The following is a 19866-nucleotide window of genomic DNA, read 5'->3' as shown; positions in this document are numbered from 1 at the left end:
TATCAAGATTGGTGGAACAAGACGGGGTGGGGCAATGAGATGCCCCTTAACTTGCAGGCTGTTCAAAACAGAAATGGATTGCGAACGGTAAGTCATGCAAGAATCCCACTCGTCAAACCTTTAGGTTTAGAGCCAGCGGCTTTAGCCGTGGGAATCTCAACAGTTGCTACACCACCAAACGCGGTTGTGTTTGGATCAGGATATTTACGGATTCCAGACATGATGAAAGCAGGATTTGCCTTGAATGTAATCGGAATCTTTTTAGTAACGTTAACGATTTATTATTTTATCCCACTCGTATGGGGTATTGATTTAACAGTAATTCCTGAATCATTTCTATAAAAAAGAAGAGTGGAGTTTAAACTGATGACTCCGCTCTTCTTTTTAATTTTGTTTGCAAAACTTTCACGATTACAACATAAACGACTGGTAAAATAGCTGCAAATAAGACGATTCCTTGCCAAGCAAATGTTTCCCAAAGTGGTGCGAGTAATGTCGTTCCCGCCGATACCCCAATATAATAAGCAACGAGATAAAGGCTGGATGCACTTCCCTTATGATGGGTCGCTTCCTGTGAAACGGTTGCCGTTGTAAGTGAATGGGAAACGAAAAAACCAAGACAAATAATACCAAGTCCCAAACTAATAGCTAAAAGTGAAGTTCCAAGCACGATAAACATTCCGGCAGATAAAATGATAATTCCAGCCAGCCGAATTGTACTCATACTAAATTTACCTACAAGCCACCCCGCAATTGGTGCTCCGACAACGCCTAAGCTGTATGCAAAATAAAAGTAAGAAATTTGTTGTAATGTTAAATTGTACGGATCGTCTAACAAATGAAACGGTAAAAAAGTCCACATACCGGTAAAAGACATCTGCAATACAATTCCTAGTCCAAACATTAATAACAGGGAAGGATTTTTAAAATGATAAAGAAATCCAGCAATATCTTCCATAAATAGTCTTGTAGATTGGGTGAAATATTTTGATTTTGGTAATGTAAAAAAACAAAATAAAAAAATAATAACTCCAAACACACCGAGTAAATATAGTGCTGTTTGCCAAGAGAATGACTCGGCAACAAAACCAGTTATAAAACGCCCCATCATGCCACCTGCACTATTACAGGCAATATATAAAGTCGTGGCAAATCCAAAATGTTTTTGATCAATTTCCTCTGCCATATAAGCAAGTGCAGCCCCAAGTACACCCGCTAAAGTAAATCCTTGAATGAAGCGCAAAATGATTACAAATAGGAAAGATTCTATCAATGGAATAATAAATAATAATATTGTAGTACTGATAATCGAAAGGTGGATAAATAGCGTGCGCCCTTTTCGATCTGATAAAAATCCAATAACAATTAAGCCAATAATAAGTCCTACGGTTGAAAGTGACATGGATAAACTAGCAAAAGAAATCGAGATGTCAAAGTCTTTTGTTAATATTGGTAGAATTGGTTGCATGCAATACATTGTTGCAAAAATAAAAAATGATGCTGCGCCTAAACCGATTACTATTTTCCAAAAAGCCTTATCTTTAATCGTGTATTTTTGTTGATTCATGATAACACCCAATCGTTTAATTATGTTTTAACAAAGTTGTATTGAAAAAATACGCTACCTTCAGGTAAGAAGACTGAAGAAAAAGGGTCTAATAAACACATCTCAGTTTAATAAAGATAATTTTAATTATACACTATTCATTTAATAGTTACTAAATTAGTATAGTATAATGGATGAATAGTATATATAAGTTAATTTTGGAGTGATAAAGATGAAAGAAATTACTGTTGCTATTCAAGACGAATATGCAGATGATTATGCTTGGTGTTACGGGTGCGGGAGATTAAATGAGACGGGTCTAAAGCTAAGAACAGGTTGGGATGGTGACAATACACTTACTATCTATCAACCTCGTAAAGAACATACAGCAATTCCTGGATTTATTTACGGCGGATTAATCGCTTCTCTTATTGATTGTCACGGCACTGGTTCGGCAGCACTCGCTTTACATCGAAAAAATGGACATGAACCAGGGGACGGAATAGAACCACCACGTTTTGTTACCGCTTCATTACATGTTGATTTTATTGAGCCAACTCCTGAAGGGATTGCGCTTCATGCGGTTGGAAAGGTCGAAGAAATCCATCCGAAAAAGTGGAAAGTAACAACCGAAGTTTTTGCCGGGAATGACTGTTGTGCAAGAGGAGAAGTTGTTGCGGTTGTTATGCCAGAAACTTTCATGAACAAGAAATAGAAACGATAGTAAAATCAAATCGTAGGAAATTATTGAGTAGAGTCACGCTTACGGTCTAATCATTCTCGTATGAATGGAAAACTATTGGGAGGGGTCAAAGGCGTTGGTGCTGAGTCGGTGTGGTAAATGCATAGTCGCTTGCGCACCATGCTTAGTGGTAGTAAAAGATGCTGAGTGGTTCGCGTACCATGCTTAGTGGTAGTAAAAGATGCTGAGTGGTTCGCGTACCATGCTTAGTGGCAGCAGAAAGGTGCTTAGTCGTTTGCGCACCATGCTTAGTGGTAGTAAAAGATGTCGAGTGGCTCATCTAACAAGCTGGGTGGTAAAACTAAAATATAGGTTTGCTATTCAGAAAATTAAATCTCACCTCGAAAATACCATTTATTAACTTTAGTCATTATGATAGACTTGATGTAATTATGAAAGAAAAGGTGTGAACGATGGCAGAATGCAAAATGAAAAAATATTGAGTCTACGAGATTTGAGAATGAACTTTGGAACACATAGCGTTTTACAAGGAATTGATTTAGACGTATACAGAGGACAAATCATCGGTTACATTGGCCCAAACGGAGCAGGGAAGAGTACGACATTAAAAATTATGCTGGGACTCCTTGATGATTACGAGGGAAACGTTGAAATTTTTGGAGAAAACATCGCAAACGGTGACGTATCTTACAAACGACGGATTGGATATGTGCCAGAGAATGCTGAGCTTTACGATACGTTAACAGCTGCTGAATATTTAACCTTTGTTGGAGAACTTTATGGGATGAGTCGCAAAGAAGCGGAAGAAAAGGCGCTAGCTCTTTTAACACAATTTGAAATGGAAGAAGTATTTCATAAGCGTATTTCATCTTTTTCAAAAGGAATGCGACAAAAAGTAATTTTAGTTTCTAGCATGTTGCATAACCCAGATTTGATTTTTCTTGATGAACCTTTGAGTGGTTTAGATGCAAATAGTGTCATGGTTATTAAAGACATAATGGAACAACTAAAAGAACAGGGAAAAACAATTTTCTATTCGTCTCATATGATGGATGTTGTGGAACGGATTAGCAATCGGATTGTTTTATTAGTGAATGGAAAAATTGCCGCGGACGGGACTTTTGAGGAATTAAAAGAACAGAATAAAGAAGGATCTTTGGAAGGCATTTTTAATCAACTAACAGGTTTTGATGCGCATAAGGAGACAGCGGAAAAGTTCGTTCAGATTGTTACGGGGAATGAGTCAAATGAATGATTTTCGTTCATTAAAAATTCTCGATCAATTCCGACATGTGTTTGAAAAATTACATATTGATTATGATGTGATGCGGAAAATTCTTCAAATGAAATTTACGATGGATGGGAGACGTATCCCAACCATTTTCAACCAATCAAAGGAATCTAAAGGAAATCAATTTCTTAAATCACTTGGATTGTATATGCTTTTTAGCTTAATTCTGATTCCTTTTGTTTTTGGAAATGAAATTATGTTTCAAATGAGCATCATTTATGGGATGACGATGTTTTTTCTCATGACCTCTATGATCGCTGATTTTTCTGTTGTTTTGTTAGATTTAAGGGATACGACTATTCTTTATACAAAGCCGATTCATTCGAAAACGATTAATGCGGCAAAATTTATTCATGTCTTTATTTATATGGTTTTGTTGACAGGTGCATTTACGCTTATACCTGCGATTGTTATGTTATTTGTCCATGGAATTGCTTTTTTCATTTTGTTTGTCGTGTCCATTTGTTTCATTCTTTTATTTGTTATTGCTTTAACCTCTCTTGTTTATATTTTTGTTCTACGTTTTTTTAGTGGGGAACAATTGAAAGACTTAATTAACTACATTCAAATCGCCTTATCTATAGGGATCTTTGTTGGATACCAAATCGTCCTTCGTGCATTTGATTATACATATTTATTTAAGGTTTACGATTTTTCTTGGTGGCATGTCTTTATACCACCGATGTGGTTTGCTGCACCTTATGAGTTATTTTTATTCGGTAATACAGCAAGACCACTTATCATACTAACGATCCTTGCCATCGTTGTACCGATTATCGCTATCTATTCTTATTATCGACTCATGCCTTCATTTGAAAGAAACTTACAAAAGTTAATGGAAAACGCCAGAAAACCGAAAAGTGGAAAAGGAAAAGTTAGTTAGATCTTAGAACGCATCGTCTGTTTTAAAAAGGAAGAACGGATGTTTTTTCGTTTTGCAATTAAAATGATGGGAGAAGAGCGTGAATTTAAGTTAAAAGTATATCCTTCACTCGGTATGGCTCTCGTATTTCCATTTATTTTTATTTACAATGAATTGAGTTATCGTACAATGGAAGAAATTAGCATGGGAAATATGTATTTATGGATATATTTTGTCAATTTGGTCGTTGGTACGATTGTTTATATGTTACAATTCTCTGGCAATTATAAAGGAGCGTGGATTTTTCCTGTAGCAGGTTTTCGGCATCCCGGCTTAATGTATCGCGCAACACTAAAAGCTTTTTTAGTGAAATTCTACGTACCAATATTTTTGTTTGTTTCAATTATATATACTTATATTTTTACATCAAAAATCATTCTCGATTTAATCATTGTATTTTTTGCTGCGATTCTACAATCCCTTTTCATCATCCACATAACATATAAAGGGAGTCTTCCATTTTCTAAACCGTTTGAAAGTTTAAAACAAGGATCTAGCAATACTATCCTAACATTTGGATTAATGTTTATCTCGGCAATTTTTGCGGGAGTGCATTTTCTTATTTTACAAATACCTTATGGCACCGAGTGCTATTTAATCGCTATTGTTATCGTTGTTTTTGTCATGTGGATAAGAATGTTTAAAAATAATTAAAAATTGTACAAAATTAAAAAATCTGTGTTTTAGAGGTTCGAATTATTCAATTTTTCCCTAGAGAAATATTGGATTTTACTAGGTAAAATGCATCTTAAAAAGCAAACTTGCCATTTTGACGGTAATATTATAATCGATTATGCTAATGGTGTAAGTATGAAAGTTGTCCTTGCTTATCAAGAGGCGGTAAGTATTGAGGACACTAATTCAAGAAGGAAGGAGGATAGTGTATTTGTTTTGTCGTTAGGAGCGGCAATTATAATGGCATCTAATTAGACCCGAAAAGTAACTGTATAATGAAATAACATTTTATTTGGTGAAGTGATTTAGGGACCCCCACTTCATTGAATTGGGAGAATTATTATTTGGAAGTATGGAAGTAGGAGGAAAAACTTTTAGCCTGTGCATGATGGAGCACAGGCTATTTTTTGATAGATTTCTACCCATTTATGTCCCGTTTGGTATACCCGATAAATCCAACGACCGCAATACCACAAGCAATAACAAACAATACAAACATAGCTAATATATTAGGCTCTTCTACGGGTAATTCCGGTACATGACCGTATGGGGAGAGGTTTTGGAGCCAGTCTGGAAATTGTAATAATCCTCCTAAATATACAACAGTAAATGAGAATAATAAATATAACCAAATGAAATTTGCGAAACGCGGTAGAAATCCAACGAGTAAAGCGGCCAAGCTAACCATAATCCAAATAGCCGGTAAATATACTATTGCGGCCTTGTAAATGTTTGAAAACGCAATAGGTTCATCCATCACACTAACTGCTGCAGACCAAAGTCCAATCGCAGTTAAGGAGAGCATGATAAACGATGTTACAATTGAAATAATAAACGTACTACTTAACAGTTTTGTCCGTGAAACAGCTCTACTTAATAAATGTTCGGTACGATTTTTCCGTTCTTCATTAAGTAGATTTTGCATTACCATAAGAGATGGGATCGTAGCGATTATGGCCATGATTGCCATTAATAATGTAATAAATTGTTCAGTCAACGATACTCCTTCAATTTGTGGTAGTATCTGTTGGATCATTTCGTTATCATTAAAAAAAGATTCTAAGTCACCAAAAACAGATCCATAGGAAGCACCTAGGACAAACAAGCCGATTGCCCATGAAATGAGTGTTGTTCGTTGCAGACGTAAAGTTAATCCCAATGGACTTTGTAAAAATACCGAAGCATGTTTTTTCCCTGGTCGTGCTGGAAGAAAGCCCGCTTCTAAATCCCGAATCGCATGTAAATAAAAAGCTAGCAATATAAGAATTGCCGAAATGATTATGATCAAAACAATTGGCCACCAAGAATTGTTAACATAAGCTTTTGTTTGCAAAATCCATCCAAGTGGGGAAATCCAAGAAAGAGCTTCATTGCTAACATCACCGATTGCTCGAACAAGATAGGAAAGCAGTAGAACGGTTATCGACAAACCAATTGTACCACGGGAGTTTTCAGAAAGCTGTGCAATGACCGCTGTAAGGGCGGTAAAAAAAATTCCTGTTCCACCTAGGGCTGCTTCATACAATAAGGAACCTTCTAAGTCCATGCTTTCAATTCCTAGTGAATATAAACCAAACCCAATGACAAGAGCAAGAAAAATATTCACGAGGCTAACAACTGAAATAGTAGATGTTAAATTAGCTAAGCGGCCAGTCGGAAGGGAGCGAATCAACTCAATTCGTCCATTCTCTTCATCTGCTCTCGTATGTCGTGTAACTAGTAAGATACTCATGATTCCAATAGCAATTGCAGTGAACAATAACATTTGATGTGCCATCATAGCCCCAATTGTGTAATTTTTTAAACCAAAACCTGGTCCGACCATCGCAATCATCGCAGGATTTTTCATTGTTTCAGCTATCCCTTGTCGTTCCGCTTCTGTTCCATATAAACCGTTAAATGTATTAGCGATGACAACGGTTGTTAAAACAAGTGAAATAAACCAAATTGGAATACGGATTCGGTCAAGGTGTAAAATAAATCGCATCAATTTGCCAGTCGTTTTGAAAAGTTGCTCTGTCAATCATACCACCTCCCCAAGAAAAAATTGTCATTACTCATTTTTTCCACCTGCAACTTTAGCGTCAGATCCTTCATAATGCCGCATAAATAAGTCTTCTAAAGTTGGAGGTGCACTTTCTAATTTGACTATTCCAAAACTACTTATATGTTTAATCACTGCGTCAAGGTGTTCGGAATCAATTTGAAAAGATGCTATACCTTCCTTTTGTTCCAAATGATGAATCCCGGCAATCATATCAAGTCCAGTCAAAGGTTGTTTCGTTTCAACCCTTAAATTAGTCCTTGTAAGGTGTCGCAGTTCAGCTAATGTACCAGTTTCAATAATTTTACCATCACGGATAATTCCAATCCGATCACACAATTTTTCTACTTCAGATAATATATGACTAGAAAGAAGGACGCTTTTACCGGATTGTTTTACCTCAAGAACTTTTTTTTGGAAAATTCGTTCCATTAATGGATCGAGACCAGAAGTTGGTTCATCAAAAATATATAAATCTGCATCTGAAGATAGTGCCGCGATGAGCGCAACTTTTTGTCTGTTTCCTTTGGAGTAGGTACGGCATTTTTTGGTAGGATCGAGTTTAAATTCTTCGATTAATTGATGTTTTCTATCTGAATGATTTGGTCCTCGTAGTTTCATAAATAAATCAATTACCTCTCCACCAGTTAAATTGGGCCAAAGATTTACATCACCTGGAACATAAGCAATTTGCTTATGAATAGCAACAGCTTCTCTCCAAACATCTTTACCGAAAATCTCGGCTTTACCCGAAGTAGCATTCAATATACCGAGTAATATTCGAATTGTTGTTGACTTACCTGCACCGTTCGGACCAATAAAACCAAATATTTCTCCCTTATTTACTTCGATATTTATCTTATCAAGTGCAGTAAACTTACCAAATTTTTTTGTTAAATTAGTCGTTTGCAAAACACTCATAATAATGCCTCCCATCATTGATCCCCACTACGTTTTAAACTAACGACTTTCAAAGAAGTGGAGTAAGCTCCGAATTTAGTACGACTAAGGACTAGAAGGAATTTTTGAGATCTTCTAATCTATGTTATCTTCGTAAAACGCAATGCGTAATACATCTAAATATTGAAAAAATTCATCCCATAAAGGATCAAAGTCAATTTCAGTAAACTTCTTTCCTTGGAGTCGCTGAATAAGATGATGTTGATAACCGTCGATCGACCAACGGATTAACTGAAAGGCCTTTTCTACATTAACATCAGTTCGAAATAATGAGGTATCGATATTGTCATATATTAACGAATAAGCAAGGGTTTGTAAGTTATCATATTGCTTCTGTAATTCTTTAGGTAGAACTACATTTTCATTCAGTAAGATGGTTCCCAAGAAATAAAATACATCTGGATGTTCATCAAACGTTTTCATTTTTAGAATGGTTGCTTGTTTCAATCGTTCAATAAAATCTGTTTCTTTCATATCAATTTTGTTCATATAATTAACTTCCAAAAATTGAATGCTATAAGAAATTAAATAATGATAAAGATCTTTTTTTGAATTAAAATAGTAAAACAACATTCCTTTTCCGATACCTGCTTGTTTAACAATTCGATTTGTTGAAGCATGCTCGTAACCTTTATCGGCAAATTCTTTCATGGCAGCATTCAAAATTTGCGTTTGTTTTCTTTTGTCTAGATTATTAAATGATTTAATCGCTTATACCTCCTTTATAAAAGTTAGACCGTATTGGTCGAGTTAATCGTAACATAAATAGACCAATCTGATCAATGCAATTTTACAACCTTTTATTTGGACTAGAAGTTTATACCACTTCGATTCCAAAACTTGTGTACATTTATTTTTAATAAGAATGATTTTTAATTCAAGTATGTAAGAACATCCTGCCTGAAGCAATCGTACTTCTAACTGATCGAAAGGCCGTTAAGTGGTGAGTAGTTTAACTGTCATGATATAATAACGATACAAACACTGTAGGAGAATCACTATGAAAGTATCTGTAACATTACCGACAATACATCCAATTATTGTTTCGACTTCATCTTCATTAAAAACATTTAATTTTTATTTAGTAAAACATAATGATGCTGTTTTTCTCGTTGATGCGGGAGTAAATACAGACAAATGTTGGGAATATTTTATCGAGACTTTACGAAAAGCCAAAGTTGCATTAGAAGACTTGGATGCGATTATTTTAACCCATAATCATGCAGACCATATTGGGTTAGTCAATCGCATTCGTGTTAAGAAGGAAATTCCTGTCTATGCTCATCCAGATGCATGGATTCGGTTAAAAAGGGAATCGGCATTTTTAAACGCCCGTGTATCATTCTTTGAAGATTTATACGCGCAGATGGGATGTGGATCAGAAGGAGATAGACAAATTGATCGATTAAAAAAAGCAATCGATAACAATGATTCACAAAAAATTAATGGGAAAATCTCTTCATTAGCTGAAGGTGATAAGATTTTTGGGTTCGACGTTATCGAAGTACCTGGGCATGCACCAGATCATATTGCATTATTTGATGAAGAGACGGGAGTTTTATTTGCTAGTGATCTTGTAATTGAACATTCTTCGAGTAATGCGTTAGTAGATCTTGGTTTTGATGGTAAACGGATTAAATCACTTATTCAGTATGAACGTTCATTAAAAAAAGTGGCTGAACTACCTTTAAAAATTATTTATTCTGGCCATGGCGAAACGATTAAAAACCCCTATCAAGCAATTGACCAAAAAGTGACTAGAATTGAGAAAAAGGCAGATAAAATACTTACAAAATTGGATGAAGCCCGAAATGCTGCTGAGCTAGCTAAATTACTATATAAAGACCGGTACGAAAAACTATTTCCACTTATCATGTCGGAAGTGATTGGCCATTTGGACCGGCTGGAACTTTTGCAAAAAGTGGAAAAGGAAGTCCGTGATGGTATTTTCTACTATACTGTAAAATAGGGGGAGGGATTTAAGGTGAAAATAGGTATAATTGGTGCGGGAGCGATTGCCACTTATTTATTAGAAGAATTGAATGAAAATAGAAATGAAAAAATAATGGTAACGAGTGTTTTTGTCCGAAACGATGAAAAGTATGGACATTTAGAAACGAAATATGATATTGAATTATTTACAGATATTGAAAAATTTTTAGAGTCGGAAATAGATATTGTCATAGAAGCAGCGAATATTAAAGCGATTAGAAGCTTGTTGCCAACGGTCTTGAAACAAAAAGAGACTGTTTTAATTAGTATTGGAGCACTTGCTGAAGAAGATTTCTTAAATGAAATTAAAACAATTGCTGATACGTTCAATCGGAAATTGTATTTACCTTCGGGAGCGATTGGGGGACTTGATCTAATTCAAAACACCTCTGCAGTGGGAATACTGAATGAAGCGACACTCGTTACAAGAAAACCTGCACATACATTAATTGATAAGCCGATTGATGAATCAACAGTAATTTTTGATGGAAAAGCTAGAGACGCTATTAAAAAATACCCAAGAAATATGAATGTTTCGATTGCGCTGGCGCTCGCAGGGATTGGGTTTGATCGGACGAAAGTAACACTTATTGCTGATCCAACTATTAGTAAAAACATTCATTCGATTGAAGTGGTAGGGGAATTTGGCAAGGCAGCATTTACAATTACAAACGAGCCATTACCCGCTAATTCTAATACTAGTTATTTGGCCGCAGTAAGTATAATTGGTATGCTGGAAAAGATGATAAATCCAATGCAAATAGGTTGAGCAATGTCGAATAGAGCCACTTCATAACATGTTTTATTGCCCGGGAAATTACTTAAATCGCGAAAAAACTGGTTTTCTGTCGATATGAAACTAGTTTTTTCTTTTGAAACAAAATAGTTACAATTTTTACAATCGAATAACGATACAGTTAAACCGTTGTAATATAAGATTAAAAGGTTGAGGAACAGGGTATATATTTATTACACTAGTTATGAGATATTTGCACACGGGAGCTGATTTTTTGTGCATTTCGTGTTAAAAAGGGTTGATAAAGTTGGAAAGAAATGCTTATTTTGATAATGCAAAGTTATTATTAATCTTTCTCGTTGTTTTTGGTCATCTCATCCAGCCTTTTATAGGGGATTCAAAAAGCCTTGGTACATTATATACATGGATCTATACTTTTCATATGCCAGCCTTTATTTTTCTTGCAGGCTTTTTTGCGAAAGGATCCGGTAACCTAAAATATATTATGAAACTGGCTAAAAAGTTAATTATTCCTTATTTCATCTTTCAAGCAATATACACAGGATACTATTTTTATATTGGAAAGAGCGATTGGCTGACAGATAGTATCTTTTATCCACATTGGTCTCTATGGTTTTTGTGTAGCTTATTTTGTTGGCATCTTTTACTAATACTCTACCGGAAATTACCTGCTTTCGTTGGAATTAGTTTGGCTATAATTTTAGGGACAGTAATCGGATATTTTGATCAAGTTGGTCATACATTTAGCTTATCAAGAACATTCGTGTTTTTTCCGTTTTTCTTGATTGGATATTGGGTTTCTATCGATCAAATTCGAGTTTTAAAGAAAAACAGTGCGCGAGTTCTTTCTATCATTGTTATGGCATCATTTGCGGTGTTAATATACTACTTACCTGATATAAATTCAGGTTGGTTACTTGCATCAAAATCTTACAGTACTTTAGGTGCGGAGACATTAGGAGGAATTGCAAGACTCTCAGTTTATATTACTTCGGCCCTTATGGCTGCATCTGTTCTTGCATGGATTCCGGAAAAACGTTATTCCTTTACGATACTTGGGGAAAGAACACTCTATGTTTATTTACTGCACGGGTTTATTATTCAATACTTCCGACAAACGGAATTTTTATATATGGATAATTTCCTTGATTTCATTGGTTTTGTTGTTATTTCAGTGGCAATCGTCTTTATTCTATCAAGTAAGTTTATTGTAAGTATATGGCAGCCTTTAATTGAAATAAGCACTTCTAAATTAAGAGAGTATTTTCGGCGTAAAGAGGATATAGAAGATAAAAATATGAGTGCTTAAGTGAGAAAAGTCGTTGGAGACGCATCCTTTCTGAGGAGTTCTCCAACGATTTTTTATAGGTTTTTCGAATAACTCAGACACGATTATTTTTCGCACAATACCATCCACTCATCTATTGCAAAGCTATCGATCATTCCATTATTTATTTTTATTTGATGATAATTATGTATATCTTTAGAGCTGTGTAATAAAAAATCAGCGACTTCGCGTATTTGTTCCTCTGTATCTAAAGTTCGTTTACTCCACTCATCAAAAGGTAATACTTTTTTTCTTCTATTTTCTTTTATTATCTCCAAGTTTACTTGTTCCAGTAATTGTTTCCACTCAGAGATTTTAAGCGATCGAACATGACTGAAATCACGCATTTTTTCCAAAGTATTGATAAAATGATCAAGTTCTTTATCTTCTGAAGCAATATTATCAATGAAAATGAACTTACCAGTGGGTTTTAAAACTCGATAAACTTCTTTTATAAATTTTTCAGGTGTAGGAAAATGGTGGGCGGCAATTCTACAGGTGACTACATCAAATCGATTATTAAGAAAGGGCAGATCTTCCGCATCGGCAAGTATAAATTCAATATTTTCATAGTCATGTAAATGTTTTGCTGTATTTTCAAGCATACTTTGTGTAAGGTCTGTAGCGTGGACAAATTTTACAGAAGGAGATAGATGTTTTGCGACATGTCCTCCGCCAGTTGCAATATCAAGTACATTCATATTTTTTTGAGGGTTAATCCATTCCTTTAATAAAGCTAAATCTGAACCTTTGGAATGGGTGGAACTTATGATGTAAGCATCTTTGTTTTTAGAAAAAGCTTTCCGAACAGCATCCTTTTCGTTCACTTGAATCTCTCCTTTCGTTTACCTATATAATACTATATGGAGGAAAAAAATCCATCTTATCTTAAAATAAGATGGGAAAGTTATGGATGCCAAGTGTTCATTCCTCCTCTAATATTTACTAGATTGGTGAAACCGGCTTTTTTTAATATTTTTGCTGCTCGCATACTACGCATCCCACTTTGACAAATTAATATTGTTTCTTTAGTAGGATCTAGCTTCTTTGCTTTTGTTGCAAGTTCATGTAACGGAATATTTTGAAATTGTTGTAGGTGATTATTTTTAAACTCAGCTGGTGTTCGAACATCGATAAATTGTATGTTTTTATCATTTAATAAATGTATCAATTCTGCAGTACTAACAGAGCCGATACCTTTAACTGGCAACATTCGAGTAAAAAAGAAGATAATACCAAGAATAATCAGTAGCAAAAATATATAATCCATCATCTGCACCATCCTATAACATTTTCGATCTTTTAACTTTATACTTGTTGAAATCAATATACCGTATAGGGTATAATAGAATCAAGCAGTCTGTTTATTTCAAATTTTTTTGACTTCATACAGTACTGGGTATAATGTAAGATGTACAAGAAAGGTGGATCTTTTAAATGGAATATGATCAAAAAATAAAAAATCGACTTAAAAGAATTGAGGGACAAATAAAAGGTGTTTTGCGAATGATGGAAGAGAATAAAGACTGTAAAGATGTCATTACTCAGCTATCCGCATCACGCTCTGCAATCGATCGAACTATTGGCGTTATTGTTAGTACTAATTTAATTGAATGTATTCAAAAAATAGATGAAGATAATAAATCGGAAGAAGAAATAGTGAAAGAAGCAGTGGATCTACTTGTAAAAAGTCGGTGAATTGTATATGTTTGAAAGTTTATCATGTTGGGGTGTAATACGAGCAAAATAAGGTAATTCGTACACCCCGCACTAATGTCTAGTAGCCAATTCTGTTTAGGGAGCTAAAATATGTTAAGATCCGTTTGTTGGATCTGCTTCCGTCCGTTTTCGGAGCGAAAATGAGTTTGAATCCGTCCGGTAGATCAACTCTCGTCCGTTTTGGGATCTAAAACATGTTCGAATCCGTTCGATGGATCAACTCCCGCCCGTTTTGGGATCTAAAACATGTTCGAATCCGTTCGATGGATCGACTCCCGCCCGTTTTGGGATCTAAAACATGTTCGAACCCGTTCGATGGATCAACTCCCGCCCGTTTTGGGATCTAAAACATGTTCGAATCCGTTCGATGGATCAACTCCCGCCCGTTTTCGGAGCAAAAACATGTTCGAATCCGTTTGATGGATCGACTCCCGCCCGTTTTTGGATCTAAAACATGATCGAATCCGTTCGATGGATCGACTCCCGCCCATTTTTGGAGCAAAAATAAGTTTGAATCCGTTCGGTAGATCAACTCTCGTCCGTTTCCAGAACTAAACACTCGCCGGAATCCGCTTGGTGGATTTTATCGGTATGAGTCCGTTTTATTTAGACGTAAGCCAAAGTCAAAATTCGCTTAAATCATGAAATAATTAAAAAGCTTCAGCCCGAAAAAAGGACTGAAGCCATTTTGCGTATTATTCTTCATCATCAAGTAATGGATAAACGCCATCTTCATCATGTGTTTCCGTTCCCACGAGTGGCGGGTTGAAAACACAAATTAAGCGCATATCTTCTTTACCACCACGTAAATAATGTTCGTCGTTCTCATTTAATGCGTACATCGTGCCGTTTTTGATCGGATACACTTTTCCGTCTTTAACAGTTTCAATTTCGCCATCTCCGGCAACACAATAGACAGCTTCTAAGTGGTTTTGATAGTGAATATGTGTTTCTGTTCCGGCATAAATAATTGTTTCATGGAAAGAGAAGCCCATGCCATCTTTTTTTAAAAGGAAACGACGGCTTGACCATGTATCTGCTTTTACTTCGTTTTCTGTATTGATAATTTCATCTAGGTTTCTTACAATCATGTTTTATTCTCCTCTATTCTTTTTATCTAGTATAAGTCAGTTTAAAGAATTTCTATAATGAAGACTCGAGCAGCAAATCAGCTTGCTCGAGCACAATAGTCATAAAGACTATGATTCTATTTTAAAATTGCTTTAATACTATCTTCAATGATGTCGAATCCTTTCTTGAGACCCTCTTCATCAATGATAAGCGGTGGCAAAAACTTAAATACTTCATCTTTTGGTCCGGAAGTCTCCATTAACAAACCACGCTGAAATGCTTCTTCACAAATCTTACCGGCGATACCATCTACATGACACGCAACGCCTTGCATCATGCCACGTCCTCTCGGCTCAGCCTTTAACTGAGGATACTCGTTTGATATTTTTTTAGTAAACTCATGCATTAACTCGGCTTTATTATCAACCTCTTGTGATAAATTATCATTTTCCCAATAGGTTAGAGCCTCCGTTGCTGCAATAAACGCTAAATTATTACCACGGAATGTGCCATTATGTTCACCCGGCTCCCAAACATCATGCTCTTTCTTAAATAATGTAATTGACATTGGAAGACCATATCCACCAAGTGATTTTGATAAGCAAACAATATCTGGATTGATTTTAGCTGGTTCAAAACTAAAGAAAGTTCCAGTTCTACCACAACCAGCTTGGATATCATCGACAATTAGTAATATCCCAAATCTTCTGGATACTTTTTCGATACCTTGGAGCCATTCCACACTTGCGGCATTAATTCCGCCTTCACCTTGAACCGTTTCAACAATAATAGCTGCTGGCAGGTCAACACCACTACCACTATTTTCAAGATAACTTTCAATAAGGGAAAGGGAATCAGCTTTAGAGTTGTATTTATCAAAAGGCATAGAAACCGAATGAGTTAAAGGAATTCCAGCACCTTCTCGTTTTGCAGCATTTCCTGTAATGGATAACGAACCAATCGTCATTCCATGGAATGCATTCGTAAAACTCATAATATTGGTTCTTCCTGTTATTTTACGGGCTAGCTTTAAGGCGCTTTCAACAGCATTCGTTCCTGTTGGTCCAGGGAACATCACTTTATAGTCAAGATTTCTTGGACGTAAAATAACTTCATCAAATTTTTTCAAAAAGGTTCCTCTAGCAATCGTTGCCATGTCTAAACTATGTGTGATTGAATCACTTTCGATGTACTCAATGAGTAATTGTTTCATTGCATCATTATTATGTCCATAGTTCAACGTTCCGGCGCCCGCGAAAAAGTCGATATACTCCTTATCATCTGTATCCCAGAGTTTGTATCCTTTCGCTTTTTTAAACACGGTTGGAAAACTACGACTATAGCTTCTCACCTCAGATTCGTGTTCATCAAAAACGTCCATTGTAATATTGGGATCTTCCGTTACGGTTGTCATATTAAGTTAATTAACCTCCATAAATTTTAATATTTTATTGCACTTATCCTACTTTAATGGTCCAATTCGGTACGTCATTTCCGGTTCATGCGAAGGATCAGGAAACTGATCTTCTGAAAAACATTCAAAAACAGTGCAATTTGTTTCGTTCTTTTTCGCAATTCCTTTAAACAGTTTACTTGACGACTTATTTGATGGAGTTACTGTTGCCTCCAAATAATTTACTTTTTCACTTTTTAATTGATTTAACAATTGTTCAATTAGCTTCGTCGCCAATCCTTTCCCACGATGTTTATGGTCAACAGCAACTTGCCATATGAATAAAGTATCCGGAGATTCCGGTTGTAAAAACCCCGAGACAAACCCGATTACTTCGTTATTTTCACATTCAGCGATGATGGATGTTTTATTGAAAAATTTACTCCACATTAAGTAGCTGTATGATGAATTAACATCGAGTACTTTGGATTCTTTAACAATACGAAACATTTCACTCCCATCATCTTCGGTTGGTTCTCTAAAATAAATTTCTTCTCCAGTTCTTACAGTAATGGCCGTTTTTTCTAATACTTTGCTAACGGCGGTTCACCTCCTGATATTTTGCGTAAATAAGATCTTTTCTTATTTACAGGGTACGCTGAAAATAAACTCTCCAGCTGTTTGCCTTTTTGGTTTGCCACACGACGAGTTTGGTTTTGCAAATTAATCCGCAAAGCATGGTACATAATGGAAGCGGACTAACAGCGTCATGTCCTGTGACAACGTCGGCACTAGCACTCCTGTGCGTCGTAAGTTCAACTACGCCTCTAGCTGCACCTGCCAGTTTGCTAATCGGCGAGTTTTCTTTATGTTTAATATGGTAACCAGTGGCAATTTTTAAAGCAAACGCCTTCACACTCCATTTAACGCCTTTATTTATTCTGAGATGGGGTGAGCAGAAGATAACTTACTCTTATCTATAAATACCTCCCATATTATCCTTTTTAGAGGGGGATATGGGTTGATTCTGTTAAAATCTCCTAATATATAACAAAATTTTTGTTTTTTCGATCTTGTATTTCAATAATAATTTGTTATAGTTAGATAAAGGGATTAAATGAATGGCTGTTCATTCAAGATTGGAGATTGATGAAAGCGATGCCATTTTTTATTATTACGAGGAGGAATAAAATGCTTAATGAAACAGTGATTGTTACTGGTGGATCGAGCGGAATGGGAAAATATATGGCAAAACGTTTGGCGGATGGGGGTGCTAATGTCGTTATTACTGGTCGCAGTATGGAACGGTTAGAAGCCACAAAGCAAGAACTTAATCCAACCTCAGGAAAAATCTATTGTATTGAAATGGACGTACGAAATATTGAAGATGTAGAAAAGATGGTAGTTGAGACCGTTCACGAATTTGGAACGATTGATCATCTTATTAATAATGCAGCAGGAAACTTTATTATTGCAGCAGAAGATTTATCTGTTAATGGTTGGAATAGTGTAATCGATATTGTGTTAAATGGAACTTTTTATTGCAGCCAAGCAGTTGGGAAGTATTGGATTAAAGAGAAGAAACGAGGCTCTATTTTAAATATGGTCGCAACATATGCCTGGGATGCTGGTGTTGGAGTAGTTCACAATGCAGCGGCAAAAGCGGGGGTATTAAGTTTAACGAGAACACTTGCTGTTGAGTGGGGAAGTAAGTATGGAATAAGAGTAAATGCAATTGCACCAGGCCCAATTGAGCGAACTGGAGGAGCGGATAAACTTATGCTTTCGGAAGAGATGGCGGAACGAACGAGGCAATCTGTTCCATTAAAGCGATTTGGTACCCCTGAAGAAATTGCTGGGCTTGCTTACTTTCTATTATCGAAAGATGCAGTGTACATAAATGGCGAAGTAGTAACAATGGACGGAGGGCAATGGTTAAATCAAGCACCATTTTAAGAAGTGTACACGCACGTTAAGCACTCTGAAATTAGGGTGCTTTTTTCATTGAAAGACTGATAAACTAGTATTAATACATATTAAAAAGATTTTTGGCTTATAGAGGATGTTCAAAAAGTCCGGTAAAAATGACACTTCATTAGGGGAACTTCGACTAAATACCGACACGTCCTGTGTCGAACGTCGAAGTCACCACATCCTGTGGAAGCTCGTTGGCTTGCTTCTCCGCTCCTTGAAAAAGGAAAGCACTTTTTCTTCGTGCTAGAGCGTTTGCTCATGTATCTAAATGCAGCAGGGAATCTTCCGTAAGCCGACTTGGTCCTTTTTATCCTTTTTTGAACACGCATTTATAAAAATAAAAGGGGGATTTTATATGCAAGAGCAAAAGAAAATCGTAATTACACCTTGGCTGCGATGGATTGGAATAATAGTTTTATTTTTATTGCTCCTTATAATAATCGGATACTTTTATTTTAATAACAAAATAGATAAATCTCTCCCACAAATCGAAGGAACAATTGAATTACCAGTAACGGAAACAGTAACTGTTACGACAGATGAAAGTGGAGTTCCTCATATCAAAGCAAATAACCTGAAAGATCTCTATATGGCTCAAGGATATGTCCAAGCGCAAAACAGACTTTTCCAAATGGAATTAGCACGCAGACAAGCATCCGGGACATTAAGTGAAATTGTTGGAAAAGCGACTATTTCAAGTGATAAATATTTTCGGACACTAGGCTTAAGAAGAGCCGCAGAAAAGTCTTATGAAATTTATGATGAAGAAGCAAAAAACGTTTTAGACTGGTTTAGCGACGGTGTGAATGTATATATTGAAGAAGCAATAAGGAACGGATCATTACCGATTGAATTTATGTTTATTGGGGCTAAACCTGAACCTTGGACCCCGATAGATTCATTAACAGTCGGTAAGTATATGGCATTTGACTTAGGTGGACACTGGGAAAGGCAGGCGTTTAATTATTATTTACTTAATAATTTTTCATCGGAAAAAGCGTATGAATTATTCCCAAGCTATCCGAAAGATCGAAAAACTATTATAGAAGAGGAGATTGATATTGTTGCAAGCTTTAAGGATGCAATTATTCCTGACCCTTTTAATGGGAGTAATAATTGGGTCGTTAGTGGTGAAAAAACTGCATCTGGAAAACCTCTTCTTGCTGATGATCCACATCTAGGTTTGGGAACACCTTCTATTTGGTACCAGATGCATTTAGAAGCAGAAGACCTCAATGTGAGTGGTGTAATTTTTGCCGGCGTGCCTGGAATAATTTTGGGACATAATGAACATATTGCTTGGGGAGTGACGAACACAGGACCTGATGTACAGCAACTCTATATTGAAAAACGAGATCCAAAAGATGACGATGCCTTTTTATTCGAAGGTGAATATGAAAAAGCACAAATAATTAGGGTCTACTGAATAAATTGAAAATCCTTGTAAATAAAAGGTTTGTGCTTATTTTGTTCGAAATGAAGTGCAAAGTAA

General features: G+C 35.9%; 20 protein-coding genes and 1 pseudogene. 12 read left to right on the top strand and 9 right to left on the bottom strand.

All coding sequences use genetic code 11. The features are described 5' to 3' along the window. Positions 1-342, top strand: a 342-nt coding sequence (locus tag ACPYKA_RS08325; RefSeq protein WP_479541869.1) for an anion permease, incomplete at its 5' end; no start/stop codon positions are given. A 16-nt stretch (positions 343-358) separates the two neighbouring features. Here ACPYKA_RS08325 and ACPYKA_RS08320 read toward each other — a convergent pair. Further along, on the bottom strand, positions 359-1567 hold the full coding sequence (locus ACPYKA_RS08320) for an MFS transporter (protein ID WP_479541868.1): 1209 nt from the start codon (positions 1565-1567) through the stop codon (positions 359-361). Positions 1568-1778: 211 nt separating this feature from the next. On the opposite strand from ACPYKA_RS08320, the gene ACPYKA_RS08315 reads away from it, so the two are divergent. From ACPYKA_RS08315 to ACPYKA_RS08295, 5 genes are all read left to right on the top strand, one after another. Next, the gene (locus ACPYKA_RS08315; RefSeq protein ID WP_479541867.1) at positions 1779-2261 is read left to right on the top strand and encodes a PaaI family thioesterase; all 483 of its coding nucleotides are present in this window, start codon (positions 1779-1781) and stop codon (positions 2259-2261) included. A gap of 487 nt (positions 2262-2748) precedes the next feature. Beyond that, positions 2749-3504: an ABC transporter ATP-binding protein gene (locus ACPYKA_RS08310; protein WP_479541866.1), complete on the top strand. Its 756-nt coding sequence runs from the start codon at positions 2749-2751 to the stop codon at positions 3502-3504. Then, complete coding sequence (locus ACPYKA_RS08305) at positions 3497-4423, top strand: hypothetical protein (RefSeq protein WP_479541865.1); 927 nt, start codon at positions 3497-3499, stop codon at positions 4421-4423. The genes ACPYKA_RS08310 and ACPYKA_RS08305 overlap by 8 nt, the downstream gene beginning before the upstream one ends. A 39-nt stretch (positions 4424-4462) precedes the next feature. Then, on the top strand, positions 4463-5116 hold the full coding sequence (locus ACPYKA_RS08300) for a hypothetical protein (RefSeq protein WP_479541864.1): 654 nt from the start codon (positions 4463-4465) through the stop codon (positions 5114-5116). Between the two features lie 87 nt (positions 5117-5203). Then, positions 5204-5392, top strand: coding sequence for a hypothetical protein (locus ACPYKA_RS08295; protein ID WP_479541863.1), 189 nt, complete (start codon positions 5204-5206; stop codon positions 5390-5392). Between the two features lie 163 nt (positions 5393-5555). Here the strand turns inward: ACPYKA_RS08295 and ACPYKA_RS08290 are convergent, their stop codons facing one another. The 3 genes from ACPYKA_RS08290 to ACPYKA_RS08280 form a co-directional block, all read right to left on the bottom strand. Next, complete coding sequence (locus ACPYKA_RS08290; protein WP_479541862.1) at positions 5556-7160, bottom strand: ABC transporter permease; 1605 nt, start codon at positions 7158-7160, stop codon at positions 5556-5558. 30 nt (positions 7161-7190) lie between these two features. Continuing rightward, the gene (locus ACPYKA_RS08285; RefSeq protein ID WP_479541861.1) at positions 7191-8102 is read right to left on the bottom strand and encodes an ABC transporter ATP-binding protein; all 912 of its coding nucleotides are present in this window, start codon (positions 8100-8102) and stop codon (positions 7191-7193) included. Between the two features lie 114 nt (positions 8103-8216). Continuing rightward, positions 8217-8804 (bottom strand): TetR/AcrR family transcriptional regulator, encoded by a 588-nt coding sequence (locus tag ACPYKA_RS08280; RefSeq protein WP_479541860.1) that lies wholly within the window; start codon positions 8802-8804, stop codon positions 8217-8219. 337 nt (positions 8805-9141) lie between these two features. Here ACPYKA_RS08280 and ACPYKA_RS08275 point away from each other — a divergent pair, with 337 nt between their 5' ends. The 3 genes from ACPYKA_RS08275 to ACPYKA_RS08265 all read left to right on the top strand — a co-directional run bounded on the left by ACPYKA_RS08275 (position 9142) and on the right by ACPYKA_RS08265 (position 12199). Then, complete coding sequence (locus ACPYKA_RS08275; RefSeq protein WP_479541859.1) at positions 9142-10110, top strand: MBL fold metallo-hydrolase; 969 nt, start codon at positions 9142-9144, stop codon at positions 10108-10110. Positions 10111-10125: 15 nt separating this feature from the next. After that, positions 10126-10902, top strand: coding sequence for an aspartate dehydrogenase (locus ACPYKA_RS08270; protein WP_479541858.1), 777 nt, complete (start codon positions 10126-10128; stop codon positions 10900-10902). Positions 10903-11176: 274 nt separating this feature from the next. Then, entirely contained in the window at positions 11177-12199 is a 1023-nt protein-coding gene (locus tag ACPYKA_RS08265) for an acyltransferase family protein (protein ID WP_479541857.1), read from the top strand. Positions 12200-12282: 83 nt separating this feature from the next. Here the strand turns inward: ACPYKA_RS08265 and ACPYKA_RS08260 are convergent, their stop codons facing one another. Next, the gene (locus tag ACPYKA_RS08260; RefSeq protein WP_479541856.1) at positions 12283-13044 is read right to left on the bottom strand and encodes a class I SAM-dependent methyltransferase; all 762 of its coding nucleotides are present in this window, start codon (positions 13042-13044) and stop codon (positions 12283-12285) included. A gap of 80 nt (positions 13045-13124) precedes the next feature. Beyond that, positions 13125-13487 (bottom strand): rhodanese-like domain-containing protein, encoded by a 363-nt coding sequence (locus tag ACPYKA_RS08255; protein ID WP_479541855.1) that lies wholly within the window; start codon positions 13485-13487, stop codon positions 13125-13127. A gap of 167 nt (positions 13488-13654) precedes the next feature. On the opposite strand from ACPYKA_RS08255, the gene ACPYKA_RS08250 reads away from it, so the two are divergent. After that, positions 13655-13915, top strand: coding sequence for a metal-sensitive transcriptional regulator (locus ACPYKA_RS08250; protein ID WP_479541854.1), 261 nt, complete (start codon positions 13655-13657; stop codon positions 13913-13915). Positions 13916-14631: 716 nt separating this feature from the next. Here the strand turns inward: ACPYKA_RS08250 and ACPYKA_RS08245 are convergent. From ACPYKA_RS08245 to ectA, 3 genes are all read right to left on the bottom strand, one after another. Then, complete coding sequence (locus tag ACPYKA_RS08245; protein WP_479541853.1) at positions 14632-15027, bottom strand: ectoine synthase; 396 nt, start codon at positions 15025-15027, stop codon at positions 14632-14634. 116 nt (positions 15028-15143) lie between these two features. Further along, the gene (ectB, locus tag ACPYKA_RS08240; protein ID WP_479541852.1) at positions 15144-16421 is read right to left on the bottom strand and encodes a diaminobutyrate--2-oxoglutarate transaminase; all 1278 of its coding nucleotides are present in this window, start codon (positions 16419-16421) and stop codon (positions 15144-15146) included. 48 nt (positions 16422-16469) lie between these two features. Then, on the bottom strand, positions 16470-16949 hold the full coding sequence (gene ectA / locus ACPYKA_RS08235; protein ID WP_479541870.1) for a diaminobutyrate acetyltransferase: 480 nt from the start codon (positions 16947-16949) through the stop codon (positions 16470-16472). A gap of 642 nt (positions 16950-17591) precedes the next feature. On the opposite strand from ectA, the gene fadH reads away from it, so the two are divergent. Continuing rightward, positions 17592-18356 carry a 2,4-dienoyl-CoA reductase gene (gene fadH / locus ACPYKA_RS08230; protein ID WP_479541851.1) on the top strand — a complete coding sequence of 255 codons (765 nt, stop codon included), beginning with the start codon at positions 17592-17594 and terminating at the stop codon, positions 18354-18356. A 373-nt stretch (positions 18357-18729) separates the two neighbouring features. Next, a pseudogene (locus tag ACPYKA_RS08225) lies at positions 18730-19788 on the top strand (penicillin acylase family protein); the annotation flags it as partial. Positions 19789-19866 lie beyond the last annotated feature (78 nt).

The organism is Pseudogracilibacillus amylolyticus (SeqCode), assembly GCF_051918545.1.
Taxonomy (GTDB): Bacteria; Bacillota; Bacilli; order Bacillales; family Amphibacillaceae; genus Pseudogracilibacillus.
This window is presented reverse-complemented; position numbering and strand designations above follow the sequence as displayed.

Bases quoted from the DNA above. Each gene is read 5' to 3' on its own strand.
- ACPYKA_RS08275 (WP_479541859.1), top strand. From the start codon at position 9,142: ATGAAAGTATCTGTAACATTACCGACAATACATCCAATTATTGTTTCG.
- ACPYKA_RS08315 (WP_479541867.1), top strand. From the start codon at position 1,779: ATGAAAGAAATTACTGTTGCTATTCAAGACGAATATGCAGATGATTAT.
- ACPYKA_RS08300 (WP_479541864.1), top strand. From the start codon at position 4,463: ATGTTTTTTCGTTTTGCAATTAAAATGATGGGAGAAGAGCGTGAATTT.
- ACPYKA_RS08295 (WP_479541863.1), top strand. From the start codon at position 5,204: ATGCATCTTAAAAAGCAAACTTGCCATTTTGACGGTAATATTATAATC.
- ACPYKA_RS08285 (WP_479541861.1), bottom strand. From the start codon at position 8,102: ATGAGTGTTTTGCAAACGACTAATTTAACAAAAAAATTTGGTAAGTTT.
- ACPYKA_RS08255 (WP_479541855.1), bottom strand. From the start codon at position 13,487: ATGGATTATATATTTTTGCTACTGATTATTCTTGGTATTATCTTCTTT.
- ectB (WP_479541852.1), bottom strand. From the start codon at position 16,421: ATGACAACCGTAACGGAAGATCCCAATATTACAATGGACGTTTTTGAT.
- ACPYKA_RS08320 (WP_479541868.1), bottom strand. From the start codon at position 1,567: ATGAATCAACAAAAATACACGATTAAAGATAAGGCTTTTTGGAAAATA.
- ACPYKA_RS08310 (WP_479541866.1), top strand. From the start codon at position 2,749: ATGAACTTTGGAACACATAGCGTTTTACAAGGAATTGATTTAGACGTA.
- fadH (WP_479541851.1), top strand. From the start codon at position 17,592: ATGCTTAATGAAACAGTGATTGTTACTGGTGGATCGAGCGGAATGGGA.
- ACPYKA_RS08305 (WP_479541865.1), top strand. From the start codon at position 3,497: ATGAATGATTTTCGTTCATTAAAAATTCTCGATCAATTCCGACATGTG.
- ACPYKA_RS08250 (WP_479541854.1), top strand. From the start codon at position 13,655: ATGGAATATGATCAAAAAATAAAAAATCGACTTAAAAGAATTGAGGGA.
- ACPYKA_RS08245 (WP_479541853.1), bottom strand. From the start codon at position 15,027: ATGATTGTAAGAAACCTAGATGAAATTATCAATACAGAAAACGAAGTA.